This window comes from Candidatus Woesearchaeota archaeon, assembly GCA_018303405.1.
In the GTDB taxonomy this organism is placed as follows: Archaea; Nanobdellota; Nanobdellia; order Woesearchaeales; family JABMPP01; genus JAGVYD01.
In genome coordinates, this window is record JAGVYD010000004.1 from 1 (window position 1) to 17,517 (window position 17,517).

At 47.3% G+C, this 17,517-nt stretch carries 14 protein-coding genes and 1 tRNA gene; 5 read left to right on the forward strand and 10 right to left on the reverse strand.

Going from position 1 to position 17,517, the window contains the following annotated elements; translation table 11 throughout:
* From J4227_00735 to J4227_00755, 5 genes are all read left to right on the forward strand, one after another.
* The coding region (locus J4227_00735) for a PGF-pre-PGF domain-containing protein (protein ID MBS3109040.1) at positions 1-2,665 on the forward strand (2,665 nt) is incomplete at its 5' end.
* Between the two features lie 56 nt (positions 2,666-2,721).
* Entirely contained in the window at positions 2,722-3,768 is a 1,047-nt protein-coding gene (locus tag J4227_00740) for a hypothetical protein (protein ID MBS3109041.1), read from the forward strand.
* 90 nt (positions 3,769-3,858) lie between these two features.
* Positions 3,859-5,790, forward strand: coding sequence for an amino acid permease (locus tag J4227_00745; protein ID MBS3109042.1), 1,932 nt, complete (start codon positions 3,859-3,861; stop codon positions 5,788-5,790).
* Between the two features lie 116 nt (positions 5,791-5,906).
* Positions 5,907-6,080, forward strand: coding sequence for a hypothetical protein (locus J4227_00750; GenBank protein ID MBS3109043.1), 174 nt, complete (start codon positions 5,907-5,909; stop codon positions 6,078-6,080).
* Positions 6,081-6,171: 91 nt separating this feature from the next.
* Positions 6,172-7,413 (forward strand): cation:proton antiporter, encoded by a 1,242-nt coding sequence (locus J4227_00755; GenBank protein ID MBS3109044.1) that lies wholly within the window; start codon positions 6,172-6,174, stop codon positions 7,411-7,413.
* A 95-nt stretch (positions 7,414-7,508) separates the two neighbouring features.
* On the opposite strand, the gene J4227_00760 is transcribed toward J4227_00755, so the two are convergent.
* The 10 genes from J4227_00760 to J4227_00805 form a co-directional block, all read right to left on the reverse strand.
* Positions 7,509-8,123 (reverse strand): 30S ribosomal protein S7, encoded by a 615-nt coding sequence (locus J4227_00760; GenBank protein MBS3109045.1) that lies wholly within the window; start codon positions 8,121-8,123, stop codon positions 7,509-7,511.
* A gap of 47 nt (positions 8,124-8,170) precedes the next feature.
* The gene (locus tag J4227_00765) at positions 8,171-8,608 is read right to left on the reverse strand and encodes a 30S ribosomal protein S12 (GenBank protein MBS3109046.1); all 438 of its coding nucleotides are present in this window, start codon (positions 8,606-8,608) and stop codon (positions 8,171-8,173) included.
* Between the two features lie 149 nt (positions 8,609-8,757).
* Positions 8,758-9,177: a NusA-like transcription termination signal-binding factor gene (locus J4227_00770; protein MBS3109047.1), complete on the reverse strand. Its 420-nt coding sequence runs from the start codon at positions 9,175-9,177 to the stop codon at positions 8,758-8,760.
* A 1-nt stretch (position 9,178) separates the two neighbouring features.
* Complete coding sequence (locus J4227_00775; protein MBS3109048.1) at positions 9,179-9,466, reverse strand: ribosomal L7Ae/L30e/S12e/Gadd45 family protein; 288 nt, start codon at positions 9,464-9,466, stop codon at positions 9,179-9,181.
* Positions 9,467-9,786: 320 nt separating this feature from the next.
* Positions 9,787-10,923: a DNA-directed RNA polymerase subunit A'' gene (gene rpoA2 / locus J4227_00780; GenBank protein MBS3109049.1), complete on the reverse strand. Its 1,137-nt coding sequence runs from the start codon at positions 10,921-10,923 to the stop codon at positions 9,787-9,789.
* A gap of 27 nt (positions 10,924-10,950) precedes the next feature.
* Positions 10,951-13,593 carry a DNA-directed RNA polymerase subunit A' gene (locus J4227_00785; protein MBS3109050.1) on the reverse strand — a complete coding sequence of 881 codons (2,643 nt, stop codon included), beginning with the start codon at positions 13,591-13,593 and terminating at the stop codon, positions 10,951-10,953.
* A gap of 89 nt (positions 13,594-13,682) precedes the next feature.
* Positions 13,683-15,488 carry a DNA-directed RNA polymerase subunit B gene (rpoB, locus tag J4227_00790; protein MBS3109051.1) on the reverse strand — a complete coding sequence of 602 codons (1,806 nt, stop codon included), beginning with the start codon at positions 15,486-15,488 and terminating at the stop codon, positions 13,683-13,685.
* Between the two features lie 40 nt (positions 15,489-15,528).
* Complete coding sequence (locus J4227_00795; GenBank protein MBS3109052.1) at positions 15,529-17,013, reverse strand: DNA-directed RNA polymerase subunit B''; 1,485 nt, start codon at positions 17,011-17,013, stop codon at positions 15,529-15,531.
* The gene (locus J4227_00800; GenBank protein ID MBS3109053.1) at positions 17,006-17,263 is read right to left on the reverse strand and encodes a DNA-directed RNA polymerase subunit H; all 258 of its coding nucleotides are present in this window, start codon (positions 17,261-17,263) and stop codon (positions 17,006-17,008) included. Before J4227_00800 ends, J4227_00795 begins: the two co-directional genes overlap by 8 nt.
* An 81-nt stretch (positions 17,264-17,344) precedes the next feature.
* Positions 17,345-17,481 (reverse strand) — tRNA-Lys (locus J4227_00805).
* Between the last annotated feature and the right edge of the window lie 36 nt (positions 17,482-17,517).

Here is a 17,517-nt window from a genome sequence, read left to right on the forward strand (position 1 = left end):
CACATTAGGCCCAGAAGGCAGATACAATTACAGCCTTACCGCAACAACCTTTGCTGGCCAATCTGCTTCAACATCTGCAAGATGGTACACTTATGACAACACAGCGCCAACTGTATCATTCGCTCCAGCAGCAATTTCCGATGGTGCAGTGCAGAGCAGCACCTCTGTCACATTTGCGTGGAATATAAGCGGTGAACTGGATGCAGCACCAGACTGCAACTTAAGTGTATTCACATCATCCAACACACTTTCAACCAGCATTCTCAACACATCCACTTCAAACTCATCTAGTACATCATATACACTTACAATATCAACAGGAACTTATTACTGGAATGTTTCCTGCACAGACCATGCTTCAAAACTGGGTGCATCAACAACCAGAACTTTCACAATCGACAACACCAGCGACACCCTGGCAATATCATCTCCGACTTCAGGCCAGTCGTTCTACGGCCCGGCTCTGCTGAACTGGACAGCCTCTGGCAGCGGCTCTAATATGAGCTCAGTGGGCTATTACCTCGACAACCAGGTATTTGTATTTCTGCTTGGCCCGACGAGCTCACACAGCCTGAATGGCACTCACCTGCTGAACACATCCGGTGGCAGCCACACAATAATATTCAGCATGAACGATTCAGCAAACAATTGGGCAAACTCATCGTCAATCTCATTCACTATTACAATAGAAAATCTGTCAGAGACCGGCAACGAAATACAGGGCAACAATCCTGCAGTGAATGGAACATCATGGATCAATTCTTCAGGCCAATTTGTGAATGGAAGCATTGACCTCAACCAAAGCATTCTCTTGCAGCTTGTCCTGGACGACATTCTGCAGGACATTATTGTGAAAATCCCATTCAATGGCTCCAATGCAGACTGGAACAAGAGCTCAAACTTTTCAGTTGACATTAACACCTCCGGCCCAATTGCCGACCAGGTTGGCAATAAATCCGGAGTCAATGTGACAAGAATAGCATTCTTCAGGGACTTTGATTACTTCCTGAACCTTTCAGACTACAATAACATCAGCCTTATTTTCAACTCAAGCCCGACAGGCCTCGTAGTGCTCTATGTTGCTGATGACGATGGCAACGAAGTCTACAAGCTGTCGCAATGCAGCGGAAATACGCCGCCAGCTGCGGTCATAAGCACCAGCAACATGTGTTACACAAACCAATCGCAAAACACTACTTTGCACATACCCCACCTGTCAGGTGGAGCTTTGGCAAATGACACAGTGGAACCAACTGTCAATATATCGAATCCAGCCAATAACAGCGTGATTGCCAATGGTGATTTCTATCTCAGGTTTGATGTGTGGGAGGCCAATCCTGCAACAACTTTCTGCAGATATAATGTCACAAACGGCACCACAACTGCCACTTCCGGCACTCTGGCTGACTCAGATGCAACCCAGACTGGCACCCAATACACATTTGCTGTGCTGTTGTCACAATTGCCGAATTATGGGTATAATGTCACAATCAATTGTTCAGATGCAAACAACAGGAGCACGAGGCTTTACCACAACTTCACACTCACAGACACCACAACAACAAATATGACTTCCATTTCAGGAGGCTCGCCAACATCTACAGCCACTACAATAACTTGGACAACAGGGGATTATGCCAATTCGACTGTCAATTATGGCACAACAACATCGCTTGGCACCTACGCGGGCTCGGAAACATTTGAGCTGTCACACAGCGTTTCACTATCCGGACTGACCGCGAGCACCCTTTATTATTTCAGGGCAATCAGCTGTGACATCAATGCAAACTGCAATACCTCAGACCTCTACAACTTCACAACTACAGCAGCAGCATCCAGCTCAACATCATCTTCCAGCTCGAGTGGCGGCGGAGGCGGCGGCACCACAACAGAAACACCCTCGGTTTCGAAGCAATGGGACACAATCCCTCAGGGCTCAATTACAACCTATACCATCTCCAACTCATTGATCCCCGTCACAAAGCTGACATTTACAGTATTGCAGAAACTTTCAAATGCACAGCTGACGGTGAAAGCACTCGATACCAAGCCCAGCGCAACTTCAACATTGCAGTCATCAATGTATTCCAAGGTCTACAAATACCTTGAATTTGTCAAGGCTAACATTGCAGACGCATCTGTCACCAATATCCAGGTGGAGTTTACAGTGCCTGTTTCCTGGCTGAATTCAAACAGCATTGACTCCGGCCAGATTGTCCTGCTCCGATGGAACAACAATGCCTGGCAGGAGCTGGTGACCAGGAAGATAAAGTCTGATTCAACCATAGTGACTTATACTGCGTCAACTCCTGGCTTCAGCTATTTCGCAATCGCTGCCAAAGCCCAGGCGGCAGCGCCTGCTGAACAGGCGCCTGGTGAGGAGCCGACAACTGATGAATCCGCAACAGGCGGAGAGATAGCCGGAGAGGCAACCGCTGCTGGCGCAACATCTGGGCAGCCAGCTACTACCACAACAACCACAGCCACCGGCACTACAGGATCAGAGCCAGCGCAAGGAAAATCAACCTTCCTCCTCTGGTCAGTTATCATCCTGGCATTAATCGGATTTGCAGTGGCAGGCTACTACTTTGTTTACATGAAGCAGCATGACATGATTGACGAGCCAGGCCAGGAAGAGGATGAAAGCCAGCGGGGCCTGAGATAGTAATCACTCCTTTTTAATGCAAAAAATTTATAAACATTTTTCATTCTTTTTTCCATATGGCATTCTCGAACTGCGCAAATTGGCCGAAACTCACATTTTTCTTTTTTTCGCTGTCATTTTTCTTATTGGCAATTGGGATGCAGCCAACTTCTGCACTATATGAAACCAGGCTGCAATGCCCTGGCAGCGTCTGCATTGAGAATGGGGAGGTTGACATTTCCCTTCTCCTTTATCATACCAATCTCAGTGTCTGGTACACAAAGGTCGACTATGTTGATATCATCTACAACACCACAATTGCCTCTGCCAAGGACCTGAACCTGATAGTGACACCAATCAGCAATGCAAGCCTGAGCCTGCAGGGTAAGCTCCCGCCGGCACCTTCCGGGTTTGCACTCCAAATAGTCCCGTGCTTCACATTTTATCTCCTGGACGCAGAGGAAAAGGCAATTGGCAATGAAACCTGGACTTGCGGCAAGTACCCATACAGCTTGCAGATTTTCAAGGAATCACTGGTGGAATGCTTTAACACCTCTGGCTGCCGTGAGAACGAAATTTGCACAAAAGGAAAATGCGAAATGCTCAGCTGCGGCCTTTGTGAATATGTTGACAACCATGGATGCCTGCCCTATGGATGCTGCGACTCCAGGGAATGTGAGCTGGATTCCATCTGCGCCGACCATGAATGCCAGAAGCTGGAATGCGCCTCTTCGCAGAGGATATTCAACAGGACATGCATTGACCTGAACTGCCAATATGACGAAGTTGCAATGAATCATGAATGCATGCCGCTTGAATGTGCAGAGGACGAGAATCCAACTGAGCATGCATGCGTAAAAATAACATGCGGGCCCAATGAATATGCGGAAAATGGGCAGTGTTACCAGGTGCAGTGCGCCCCGAATCAGGAGATGACTTCCGATGGTTGTGCCCTGCTTGAATGCGGGCCGCTTGCCAAAATGACAGACACTGGCTGCAGAACAGATTATGCAACAATATTCCGGTGGTTTGCCGGCTTCGCGGTAATCCTTGGGCTTGCAGCATTTCTGTATTACAAGTACACCCATCAGGCAGTTCAGGCGCCTCCGCCCGGCCGTTTCTGAAATCCTCTTCCCGACTTTTGAATCGGCTTTGAGCTACCACTCTATAGTATAAGTCATTTTATTTATATAGAAAGATCAGTTAATCGCATCATGGCAGAGCTACGAAGGTCCTTGGGCTACTTTGCAATAATAAGCCTTGCCGTGGCCTCAATCATGGGCACAGGCCTGTTTTATGGCGCTGGCATTGCCCCCCAATACGCAGGCAATGCCTCGATACTTTCATGGGTTGTTCTTTCGCTTTTTGGCCTTTACATCGCTGCATGTTTTGGGGAACTAACAAGCATGTTCCCTGAGGCAGGAGGGGTTTATGAATTTTGCAAGCGCGCATATGGCCGGTTTTTCTCCTTCATCATAGGCTGGGTCGCATGGCTTGTTGGCAACATCACAACCTCCCTTATCGTTGTGGCTGCCGTAAACCTCATCATGCCGTCACACCCGGGAACAATTATTTGGAAATTTTTTATTGCAGTTGGCATCATAATCCTCCTCAACTACATTGCATTCCTTGGCTCAGAGGCAAGTGCAGCAACGCTTGTCATGCTGGCGACAGTCTCCTTTGTTGTCATCCTCGCATTTTTAATTCCAGGCTTTGGCCACATTGACCCGGCAAATTTCCAGCCATTCTTTGAGTTTGGCACAGGGGCCATTTTTGTTGCGGTATTTTTCATAGCAGAAAGTTTTTTTGGCTGGGAATCGGCAACATTCTTGTCAGAAGAAACAAACAATCCGGAAAAAGTCATACCCAAGTCCCTCATAATAGGGACTCTCATCACAGCAGTGGCCGTTATCCTGGTAAACATCGTCAGCCTTGGAGCTGTTCCCTGGCGCGAATTGGCTGGTGCGGATGTGCCCTTCCTGTATGTCGCTGGCCAAATATTCAATCCACTCACCGCAAAGCTATTGGCCATTGGCGTCTTTGTCACAATGATTAACTCAGCATTTGGCGGCGCAGTTACAATGCCCCGCCTGATTCTTGCACTGGCAAGGGACCGGCTTTTCCTTTCCCAGTTTTCGAAAATCCACAAGACCAGGGCAACGCCGTATAAGGCCATAATATTCCAGACCATTGTTTCCCTCCTTATACTCTACATGGGGTTTGGCAGTTATTTTCTCCTGCTCAGCCTGCTTTTGCCATTGGGATTTATCATGTATGCGTTTGTGCTTTTGGCTGTGCCTATCCTGAGGAAAAAAATGCCGGGCATGAAACGGCCATTTAACGCGCCTTTTCCTATAATTGGGCCAATTATCAGCGTCATGTTCATCTTGTACCTGGTTGTCAAGTGGATTGCATATGAGCCGAATGCTTGGTCTGTCCTCTCGCTCGGGGTTTCCCTTGTCTTCTTTGGCTTTCCGCTTTATTTCCTCATATCGCTGTACTATGACCCTGAGATGATTACTGAAGCCAATGACATTGTTGCATATTTTACTCTCTTTACTGAGAGGATATCCCTGCCCGGCAAGGTAAAGAAGGAAATATTGGCAATCCTGGGCAGCCTTAAGGGAAAAACCGTGCTGGAATACGGCTGTAGCGTCGGCACCCTGACTTTGGACCTGGCCAGGGCAGTTGGCCCGGATGGCCGGCTGTATGCTGTAGACCTTTCAAGGAATGACTTGAAAATCACCCAGAAAAGGATTGAAAAGCTTGTTTGGAGCTCGAAGGAGAGGATACACGGCAGGGTCACGATAATCCATGATGACCAGCAGGTCTATCGCCTGCATTCAGGGGTTTCCTATTCAGATGTGATTGTTTCAGTGGGCATGCTCGGTTACATCCAGGACATAGAGAAAATGCTGCGCGAGTTTTATTCAATCCTCCCGCCAGATGGGAAAATCTGCTTTGTCGAATATGGCGATTTTTTTAAGCTGATCCCGAATGTGGAATGGCTGTCCAAGAATGAGGTTGTCTCAGAGGTTTTCCGGCGCGCAGGATTCTCTGTCCAGGTTGAAAGGAAGAAAGGCCTTTTCTGGAATTATATCTATGTCTATGGCATAAAGTCCCATGAAGCCATAACTTTAGTCTGATTGTTACTGGTATGCAGGGTTCCAGGCCGTGCCTGGCCGTGGCAATCCTGCCTTGCCTTGAGGCTATCCAGCCTGCATTTCAATAATATTTATAAACTTGTTTCATTTAGGATAAATTGATCAGCAAAATGTACAAGGAAATATTATACGCAGTCTATATCATGTTGTGTGTTTACCTAATCTTCAGGCTATTTTCAAAGCTAGGCAAGCCCAAGTCATCTGTCAGGGATGAGATAAACGAAATTCTGAATTCTGATAAGTACAAAGTCAAGGGAAAATTCGAGGGTTAAACCTGTTTTCCATGGATGGGCTTTCTGCCTTTTTATTCTTATTCCGCAGTCCTCAATAAAATATTTAAAGTGTTAGTCCACTTATAAGCAAATGGAGCTATTGCTGATTTTGCTGATTGTGCTGCTGCTGGCGCACGGCTTTGCTGAAATTTGCAGGCTGCTCAGGCTTCCAAGGGTCGTTGGCCAGATCATGGTTGGCATAATACTTGGCACGCCTTTTGTCAGCAGCTGGGTCTTGACAAATGAAAACATGGAGATTATCACCTCTCTTGCTGACATCGGGATTATCCTGCTGTTTTTCTTCGTCGGCCTGGAAATAAACCTGCTTGAATTCGAGAAAAATGCCAGGGAGTCGCTCAAAATCTCCCTGCTTAACACTTCTATACCATTTATTCTGGGAATTGCCCTCAGCCTCTCATTTGGGCTGCCAAAGGTCACTGCGCTCCTTATTGGCGTCGCGCTTTCTGTAAGCGCGCAATCCATCTCAATTGATTTCCTTGAGGAGATGAAAATGCTTAAGAGCAGGGTGGGGCAGCTGATAATAACCGCCGGGACTGTTGACGATCTCATTGAGCTTATCCTGGTAAGCGTTGTTTTGGCCATGCTGCACACTGCCATTGGCGGGACAAGCATAATCCTGCTTTTGGGCAGCATCCTCCTGTTCATTGTCCTTGTCCTGATTGCCAGGGCTTTTCTCATACCTAAGGCGCTTAAGTACTTTGAACAGTCAAAAAATGAAACATCCTTGTTCACGGGAGGGCTTATCATCACTCTGATCATGGCTGTGTTTTCAGAGAAATTGGGCCTCGGCTCATTGATTGGCGCTCTTATAGGGGGTGTCCTGGTCAGGCAAATACTGGTAGCCAGGGGCACAAAGCAGGGCATTGTCCAGACAGAGAGGATGACATCAATCATGCGCACCATCTCTTTCGGGTTCCTTGTCCCGATTTTCTTTGTCTGGGTGGGGCTTAACACAAACCTGTCGGGCATTATTGACAACCTGTGGTTCACGCTTGCCATCACAGTCATAGCATTTGTCGGGACAATCGGCGGGACTGTGCTTGGAGTCTTATGGAGCAAAGGAAGCAGGCATGAGGGCTATATAGTCGGCTGGGGCGTTAATCCCAAGGGTGATGTGGAGCTTGTGATTGCATCCCTTGCCCTGCAAAAAGGCATCATATCCTCCTCTATCTTCTCATCCATAATTTTCATGGCATTTGTCACAACATTGGTAAGCCCAATTGTATTCAGGTGGCTTGTAAAGAATTACAGCACCAGGGAATCAGCATCCACAGTTTCCCAGGTAAAGGCCCTGCATGCAAAAAAGTCGTAGAGTGTAGTAATGCTCTTGGACCCTGAAATTCGGAATACCTCGGGCGGGACCAAAGAATAACGAAATAAGATCAATCTTTAAATCTTTAAGAAAAATTACCTGCTTGAGTCTGCCTGCCTTTCAAGCTCCTGTTTTTTCGCTATTGCTGCAGACATCATGCTCAGGTTTTTGGCGGCAATGATTTCATCTGCAAGGGTCGTGATTATTTTTTTCTTGGAGTTGAATGCCTTTGAATATGCTCCCTGTGTCATGTACCTAAGCGCAACATCAATCCTTCTTTGCGGCGACGCTTCGACAGCTTTTGGATATCTTGCTCCACCATATTCAATGCTAATTATCTCCTCTCTTGGAGCAGCATTCTCAATTGCCTTAACCAGCACCCTGATTGGGTTCTCCTTGGTTTTTTTCTCAATGAGCGTAAATGCCCCTTCCACAATTTTGGATGCGGTGTGGGCCTTGCCGGTAAAGCTCCCTGAGCTCCTGTAATGCTTCTTGCTCTTATGGCCGGAATTCATGAGCTTGTTGACAAGCCTTTCAACAATGAACACCTTTGACTTGTGGAACTTGTTGCCTGCATATCTTGCGCCGGTTTTTGGCGCGAGCTTTGGCTCAAGAGTTATATACGGCCTTAAGCCTATGTCAACAACTTCAATTCCCTGTGTATCCCATTTTCCAAAAGCTTTCAATGCTGAGCTTTCCATGTTAAACATCCATTTGAAGTGTAAGGCCTGCCGTTTTATTGCCTTATTTTATGAAATTATTTTCTAGCTTTCTCAATTATTCCCTTTAGCAATGCATCCAGGCTTTGGTCATTCACTTTGATAACCTGCCACCTGACGCCACCAATATCCCCTTTAGCCTTGCCCATCTTTCCGCCAATGCACTCCACCAAAACTTCATCATGTTCGTCGACCAGCTTGGTGGCTCCGTCACCGGGCAGGAATGCTGTTATCTGCCTTCCATTCTTGAGAAGCTGTATCCTGGCGCACTTTCTCATGGCTGAGTTAGGCTGCTTTGCTTCCAATTGGACTTTTTCGAGGACAATCCCCTTGGCCTGGCTTGCGCCCTCCAATGGATCAGCCTTTTTCTTGAGGTCCAAGACTCTCTTGACAAACCACTTGTCATGCCATCTGCCGACATTGCGCCTTTTCTTGAGGCTTTTTGCAGTGTTTAATCCGTTTGCTTTGTTTGCCATGTTTTCACATTGCCTTTCTCATATATTGTCCATGATACCGGTCAAACTTGGTAATTGCACCCATTTTTAAACCTTTCCACAGTTATAGTCGGCATTGCATGCTCAGGGGAAGGGAGGAGCCGGACCATGATATCATGGGCGCATTTGCCCTAAATGACCCTTATTTCCTTAATCTCAAAATATCTTTTGACAACAGCTTCTGTTGCCCTCAAATTGCTGGCATTCCTGCCGATAAGCATGCTTTTGGTATGGACATCAGGCCCTTTTATTATAATCTGATTTTGCTCATTGATGCTTATTTCCTGGGCTTGCAATGGATATATGAGGCTTTTGATAAAATCAACAAGCACAGGCTTGAATTCCACTATCCTAACCTTTTTTTTAAGCATTCTCTCGAGCCTCTTGACATTCGACCCGTGTTTGCCAATTGCCCTTGCTATCTCATTTTCCTGCACAATAAACGTCAGCACACTATCGCCGATAATGCAATCCTTCAGCTTGGCACCTGTTGTTTGCTCGAATATCGAGATAAAGCCCATGGCTTTTATGTCATATTTAATCCTGTCCAATTTAAACCCTCAGGAGCCCAACAACAGAAATAGAAAACGGCTTTTTGCAGATTGTGCCCAATTCATCATTCGGCATTTCCAGGTTCACGATGGTCACGCCTGCTATCTGGCTGTAATGCGCGAAGTCATCCTTTACGCTTTGCGGGCAGTTGGTTGTGATGTAAACCTTTTCAAGCCTGCCGCTCCTCAAGGCCCTCATTGCCAAATCTGTGCCTATTGCTAGCCTTTTGGTTTCGAGATTCTTCCTTATTTCAGTTACAATGTTTTGTGAATTTTCGCTCTTTGCCATTTTTATGCAGTGTGCCCCTTAAGCTGTTTCCTGAAAATTAAGGAGAATTTTGGGGCTTTTTAAGCCTTTACCTTTTCCGAGCATTGCTGCCGTGCTCAAAACAGGCACAGCTCGACTGTAAGATTAAAATGTTTGGAATTTTCCACTAGTTTCTAACTGGTGGCCGGAAAGCCGATGTCAAACTTTCAAGTGAAAAATTCCTAACATGCTCAAGAACCACGAGGTCTGCGGAACCAAACATGACATTCCACCGGTCGTTTGCTTTAGCAAACCGACGAACAAAGTGACTCCGTCTGACCGGTGGTTCTTGACAATCCTACTTACTTCTCCTGCTTATTTTCCTTGACAACTAACTTTGGCATGCCTGTCCCGACCGGGACTGGCTGGTTTATCATGACATTTTCCACAACAGAGTCAAGGTTGTCGACTTCCCCGACCATGCTGGCTTCAATGATGTGCTTGATTGGCGTTTCGAAGCTTGCCCTTGCCAGTACGCTTGACTTGTCGCTCACAACGCCGTATCTTGAGATGCCCCTGATGTCGCCATTGACGCACATTGTGTCAGCAACGAGCATAATATGCCTTATGTCAACATTCAGTCCCTGGCTCTCAATGACCTTGTAGACTTCATTCACTATTGCCTGCCTTGCCGCTTCAATCCCAAGCACCTGCGCAACTTCAAAAATATCATTTGTAATTGTCCTTGACACATCAACTATGTCTATTGCCATCACATCCTTGAGGTTTGAGCCCGCAGTGATGATGACAAACTCCTCCTCTCTTTTCACTGGCAATACCTGTGTAATCCCCTTTATGCCGCTGATGTGCAGTTCCCTGAGCTTTTCCTTGACCAAGTAGACTGAATTCAGGTTTTCATCCTTTCCCTTGGCCCTGATGATGAGATTTTCCCCTGACCTTTTCAAGGTGTAACCCTTCAGGGCTTTTTCAATGGCCTTGCCAATTGTCGCAGGTGAAAGCTCGAGCAGGCTAATTTTTTCCTGGTTGAAGACCAGCTCAAGGCTCAGCTCCGCAATATTAATAATAAACTCATTCACAATATCCGCAACCTTGGTCTCCTTGATGGTCTGGGCAATTTTCTTGATGTCCTTGCCCTGGGAATATGGCTTTTTGAGGTAAATCTCCATCATGGGGGTTGAAACTGTGCTGCGCGCATCCAGAATCTCAATTATTCTTGGCAGGCCCATTGTGACATTCATCTCTGAGACGCCTGCGAAGTGGAATGTATTCAGCGTCATCTGGGTGCCTGGCTCCCCGATGGACTCTGCAGCCACAAGCCCAACAGACTCTCCCGGGTCTATTTTAGCTGATTCATATTCATTCAGTGTGGCTTCAATAACCTTTTTGGTCTTTGTCTCTGAAAGGTCCTTGATGCTTTCTCTTAGTTCATCAGCTATCTTGGCTGGAAGTTTTTCCGCTTGTTCCTTTGTTAGGCTCATTTTTATGACCTCTGTTGATTATCCCTATCAAGTATTGTCCACAATTCTCTGGACATTGATTATTCCGCCTTCGCTTTTGGCAACGTCGATGCCGTCTTCGCCATAACTGAACTGCACGATTCGGCCGCTTGCATCCCTGACAGTGCTGTCATACTCCACTTTCAAATCCTGCAGTGCATTTGCCAGCCTCCTGTACAAGTAACCTGATTTTGGAGTTCTCAGCGCAGTGTCCATTAAGGAGTCCCTGCCTGTTATCCCCATGAAAAAGAATTCATGTGGCTTAAGGCCTGACTTGAATCCCTGCCTGACAAATCCCCTTGCATCCGGGCTCAGGTCATTTTTCTTGAAGCATGAAAGCGTTCTGTTCTTGTAGCCCCTTTCAATCCTCTTGCCCCTCATAGCCTGCTGCCCAACGCAGGCAGCCATCTGGGCGAGATTCAGCAGGTTGCCCCTTGCGCCGCTCTTTGCCATGACCATAGTGGATGTTGTCTGGTTTGCAAACTGCGCGACTACTGAGCCCGACTCATTCCTTGCCTTGTTGAGGAGTTCAAGGATTTTCAGCTCCAGGGTCTCGCTCACAGTCCTTCCAGGGAAAGCATCTAGCTCACCTTTGTGGTAGGCCTCAATAAGCTCCTTGACATCATTTTCAGCCTTATTCAGGATTTCCCCAATCTTGTTCCTGGCTTCTTCCGGCAGGTCCGTGTCTGAAATTCCGACTGTAAATCCCACTTTGTTCAGGACCTTAATCCCGAGCCTGAAAATCTTGCCGAGAATCTGGATAGTCTTGTCTGCGCCATAAATCTTGTGCAAATTTCTCAGCAAAAGCCCTGAGCCTTCGCCCAGGTTCTTCTTGTCGATTATGCCAGATTCCATAATGCCGTTCTTGATGACAACATTGGCATCAACATTTTTTCTCCCTCTTTCAATGAAGTTAAAATCATCCGGGATAAGCACGCTGAAGATTTCCCTTCCGTTCACCTTGGTTCTCTTCGGAAGCTTTGACGCATCGCTGACTCCGATTGATAAGAGCAGGTCAACTGCCTCATTCCTTGGCATTTCCAGCGTTTTGGTGAGAATATAATTCCCGGAAATCGCGTCCTGAATGCATCCCATGACGCTCAATCCGTACCTCGGGCTGATAAGCTGTGTCTGGACTTCCATCAGGATTTCAGCTTCTGCCCTTGCTTCCTCAGTCTGCGGGATGTGCAGGTTCATTTCGTCGCCGTCAAAATCAGCGTTGTATGGGTGGCAGACAGCCGGGTTGAGCCTCAATGTCTTATGCGGCAGCACCCTCACCCTGTGGCACATCATGGACATCCTGTGCAGGCTTGGCTGCCTGTTGAAGATTGAGATGTCGCCGTTCATGACATGCCTTTCCACGACATAGCCAGGCTGGATTTCCTCCAGTAATTGCTCCTTGGTTTCATCGGTTATCTTTTTCTTTTTTCCATCTGGCCTGACAATGTAGTTCGCACCGGGGTATTCCGCTGGCCCTCTCCTGATGAATTCCTTGAGATAATTCATGTTCCATTCAGTTACTGTCTCAGGGACTGACAGCTTCATTGCAATAATTTTTGGCACGCCGACCTCATTCAGGTCAACATTGGGGTCAGGGCTGATAACAGTCCTTGCTGAGAAGTTGGTTCTTTTTCCGGCGAGATTGTGCCTGATCCTCCCTTCCTTGCTCTTTATCCTTTCTGTAAGTGTCTTGAGTGGCTGGCCGCTCCTGTGCCTGGCAGGCGGGAGCTGCACAATGTTATTGTCAAAAAATGTTGTGATGTGGTACTGGAGCAAGTCCCATAAGTCTTCGATGATTATTTCCGGCGCACCGGCATTGATGTTTTCGAACAGCCTTTGGTTGATCCTGACAATGTCGCCCATCTTGTGCGTAAGGTCGTCCTCGCTCCTTTCACCGCTTTCAAGCGTGATGCTGGGCCTCATCGTGACTGGCGGTATAGGCAGGACAGTCAGCACAGTCCACTCAGGCCTCATAAACTCAGGGTTAATGCCGAATAGCCAGCAATCCTCATCCGGAATCTTCTCCAGCCTTGTCCTGATTTCAACCGGGCTGACCCTCTTGTCGCCTTCAATCAGCGTTGTTGGCTTTTCAAGGGTAATCTTTTGCTGCCTTGCATTGCAGTGCGGGCATTTGTTCGAGGTTTTTGTCGACTGGATTATCTCCTTTATCTTATCCCTCCTCGCGCTCATGCCTTTTTCTGCTTCAATCTCATTTAGTGACTGCAAATATCTCCCCAGCTTGTTTTTGGGAACAAGAATCCTTCCGCAGTCCCTGCATGTGGACCTCAGCAGGTTCAATACCAGGGAAGTGAATTTAACATGGATGATTGGCCTGGCCAGCTCGATATAGCCAAAATGCCCAACGCATTCCTTCAGCTTGGAGCCGCAGGTCTTGCATCTCAATCCTGGGTCAATGACACCCAGCCTGATATCCATTAGCCCTCCATCAACAGGATAGCCCTCTTTGTCATAAAGCTCAGGTGTGACTATTTTGGCAGATGCCATTTTTTTCAGGAGCTTGGGTGACAGGACGCCAAATACAAGGCTTTTGACATTCTTGAAAATGTATTTTTCGAATTCCTCAATGTACTCCTGCCTCTTTTTTTCCTCTTCAGGATTGGGCTTCTCATCAGAAAAGTCCTCATCCTTCATTGGCACTTCATCTGCCTTGGCAATCATCTGGGTTTCATCTTCTACCATTTTGCACCTTTATTATCATTAAATCCTTTCATCATTAACTCTCAGTACTTGCTCTTCAGCTGCATCTTTGGATAAATGCAGAGTGATTTTAACTCGTCAAGCAAAAGCTTGAACGCATAGCTGATTTCGATATTTGTGATATCCACATTGTCTCCGCAGATGCCGCAATAGCTCTTGTTCCTGTATTCATCATGGATGGCAATCAATCCGCATTGCTCGCATACCGGGACAACTGTCTTGTCTGAGTCAAACCTTTCCTTGAGCAGCATTGCAGCGCCATGCGCAACAAAGGTATCCTTTTCCATCTCTCCCAGCCTCAGGCCGCCTTCCTTTGCCCTTCCTTCAGTTGGCTGCCTTGTCAACAGCTGGATTGGGCCCCTTGCCCTTGAGTGCAGCTTGTTGGCCACCATATGCTTGAGCTTGAGATAATAGACTTCGCCGATGTAAATCCTTGCGTGCAATTTCTCGCCAGACACTCCATTGTACATTGTTTCCATCCCATTGTCGCGGAAGCCAAGCTGCAGCAGCTCCTTTCTCAGGTTCTCTTCGGGTTCAGCCTCAAAAGTTGTGCCGTCAATGAGCCTTCCGGCAAGGCCTGCCAGTTTTCCGCCCACAAGCTCAATCAGGTGGGCCATGGTCATTCTCGACGGAATTCCATGCGGTGAAAATAAAAGGTCCGGGATGTTCCCGCTTGCTGAAAAAGGCATGTCTGTTTGCGGCACAATCAATCCTACAACTCCTTTTTGCCCGTGCCTTGATGTGAACTTGTCCCCAATTTCCGGGATTCTTTCATCCCGCATCCTGACCTGGACAAGCTTGTTGCCTTCCTCATTTTCAGTGAGCAGCACCATGTCAACCACGCCTACTTCGCCGTGCTTAAGCGAGACAGAGCTTTCCCTTCTGGTGTTTGATGCAAGGTTATATTCGTCCAGGCTGCTCAGGAATCTCGGCGGCGAGGTTTTTCCGATGACAACATCGCCTTCTTTGACATTTGCTTCAGGGTAGACAATTCCATCCTCTTCAAGGTATCTGTAGTCCCTTTCAGACTTGTATCCCTTGACATCCTTGTCCGGAATGCTGATTTTATCGGTCAGCCCGCCGGAATATCTCAATTCCTCGGCGATTGCCGGCCTGAAATACGTTGACCTGCCAAGGCCTCTTTCAACAGAGCTCTTGTTGAGGACAATCGCGTCCTCCATGTTATAGCCTTCATAGGCCATTATTGCGACCACAATGTTCTGGCCTGCCGGATGCTCAGCATAGTTGCTGACGTCGTGCATCAGGCTCTTGACCAAAGGATACTGGGGAGTGTGAATCAGGTTTACGTCCATGTCCATCCTGACATGGTAGTTTGCAGCATAAAATCCCAATGCCTGCTTCTGGTTTTTGCTTCCGGCATTCAGCCGTGCTGATTGGTTGAAATTGCCATAAGGCACCAATGATGTTGTCAGGCCGAGCATGGCCAAGGGGGTAATCTCAAGGTGCGTGTGGTCTTTTGTAAGCTCATTCTCATAGAATGCCACCAGTGAATTTTCCTCTTCGCTCGCATCCAGGTATTCAAGGACACCCTGGCTCACAAGGTCAGACCATGCAATTTCTCCCCTTTCGATTTGCTGCATATGCTTGTCAGTAAGCATGGATTTTCCGTCATTTACAACAATGAGCGGCCTCCTTGCCCTTCCTCTCGTAGAATCCAGATAAACCTCATTGGCATTCTCATCAAATTGGACATTGATGATGTGGGCAATTTTTCCCTTTCTTCTTTCGCCAATAATCTGCCCGACAAAATCCCTTGGATTGTCAACTGTCCCGACAAACCTTCCATTGAGATAAACTTCGCTTGCCATTGTTATCACGTCATGTCTTCTGCCAGGCAGCATGCCCGGGTTATTTCATTCCCTTGAGCCCCATGGGCTTAATCTGCCTGATTATTTCCTCTTCATCAGCGTCAGGAGATACTGAAACCAGCAATGCCAGGTTTTTTCTCAGCCCGATATTTGTACCTTCCGGGGTTTCGATTGGGCACAGCCTCCCCATGTGGGTGGCGTGCAGCTCCCTTGCCTCGAAATTTTCCTGGCTCGCGCTCAGGGGCGAAACAACCCTCTGGAGGTGGGACAAGGTTTCCAGGAAATTGAGCCTCTGTATTCTCTGGCTGATTCCCTTTCTTCCGCCTACCCATGAGCCTGTTGCCATTGAGCTGTAAATCCTCTGGGTCAGCAATTTGTCCCTGATAACGCTCTTTATCGAGGGGAATTTCCCCCTCTTGACTATTCTCTGGAAATTGTAAAGGATGTCAGCGATGAGAACTTTCAGGTTGACCCTGAACAAGTCAGCCATAAGGTCTCCGCTTAGCTTGAGGCGCTTGTTCATGTAATGGTCCTTGTCATCAACCGGGAGTTCCTCTCGGCTCACCCTTATGTACTTCTTGAGCATCTTGCACAGGTTGTAGGCCTTGAATATCCTTTCTTCCCTTCGTGTCCCAAGGTGGGGCAGCAGGTATTTGTCCAGAACTTCCTTGATCCTCTCAACCCTTATTTCCCTGGACTGCGTGATGCCGATTTTCTTGGCAATATAATCCAGTGCATCCTCTTCAGACTTGATTGAGACAAACTCGTAAAGGTTTACAAGCACTTCATCGCTTGGCTTTTCCGGCGAGACAAACTTCATTATCTCCTCGTCTTTCAGGAGGCCGAGCGCCTTGAGCACTACAATCAGCGGGACTCTCTTCACTCTTGTGAATGTGATATAAAAAATTCCATCCTTCATCCTTTCAATGCTGTGCGGAATCTTGAAAGACCCCCTCTCAGAAAACATCTTGCCGACATAGGAGCTGGGCCCGATTGAGGTTTTTTCCACCATCATCCTGTTCGGCGCCAGGTCCTCAATTATAACCAGTGCCTTTTCTGTCCCGTTGATGATGAAATATCCGCCCGGGTCAGTCGGGTCTTCGCCTCTTTTGCTCAGCTCTTCCCTGCTCATCTTTGACAGGTGGCAGTACTTTGACTTGAGCATGATTGGGATGTTGACTACCTGTGTTGTGAAAGTCTCCCTTTGCACGCCATTGATGTGCGCGCTGACATCAATGAAGCACGGGGCAGAATAGGTTATTTTCCTGAGCCTGGCCTCGATTGGATAGACAAACCTCTTGGATCCGTCAGCCTCTGTAATCTCAGGCTGGGTTACCCAGATCTTGTCAAACCTGATTTTGAATTCATCAATGTTATGGGGGATAATTGTCGGCTCAATGTCATTGTTCTCCTCAATTATCTTTTGAAGCTCGACATCGATAAAATTGTTGAACGACATGATATTCGACTCAACAACAGAGTGCTCGTCGAAATATTTCTTGATCATGACCTGCGATTTATTCATTGGTGACCACCCTGTAATACGCGCTTTCGCCCGCTGTCTGGCTCTTCCTCATGATTTTCACGATATCGCCAGGCTGCAATTTCAACGACCTTATCCCATGGTCATTCTGATAAATTTTTGGCAGTTCCTTGAGGGTGATGTTATACTTTGCCAGAATTTCCTGCTTTTCCTTCTCGCTCACTTTCATGTGCTTTGGAAGCAAAATATGTTCCTTGATCTCCAAGTTTGAAACGCCTTTTTTCCTTCGCATCTTCCCCCTCTTAGATTCCGTGAGCACCCTTTGAAAATCTGCTGAGCTTCATTTGGTTTTTGACTCTCATTATTTGAAAAATGGTGGGCCGGACGAGACTTTCTGGGCATTTCTGCCATTCGAACTCGCGACCGCCTGATTAAAAGTCAGGCGCTCTATTGCCCAACCACTGCCAGGATTTTGCCCCGGGCAGAGTTTCCAGGCTGAGCTACCGGCCCACGATTCTGATGAACGTAAGCCGGAGCAACGCTCCG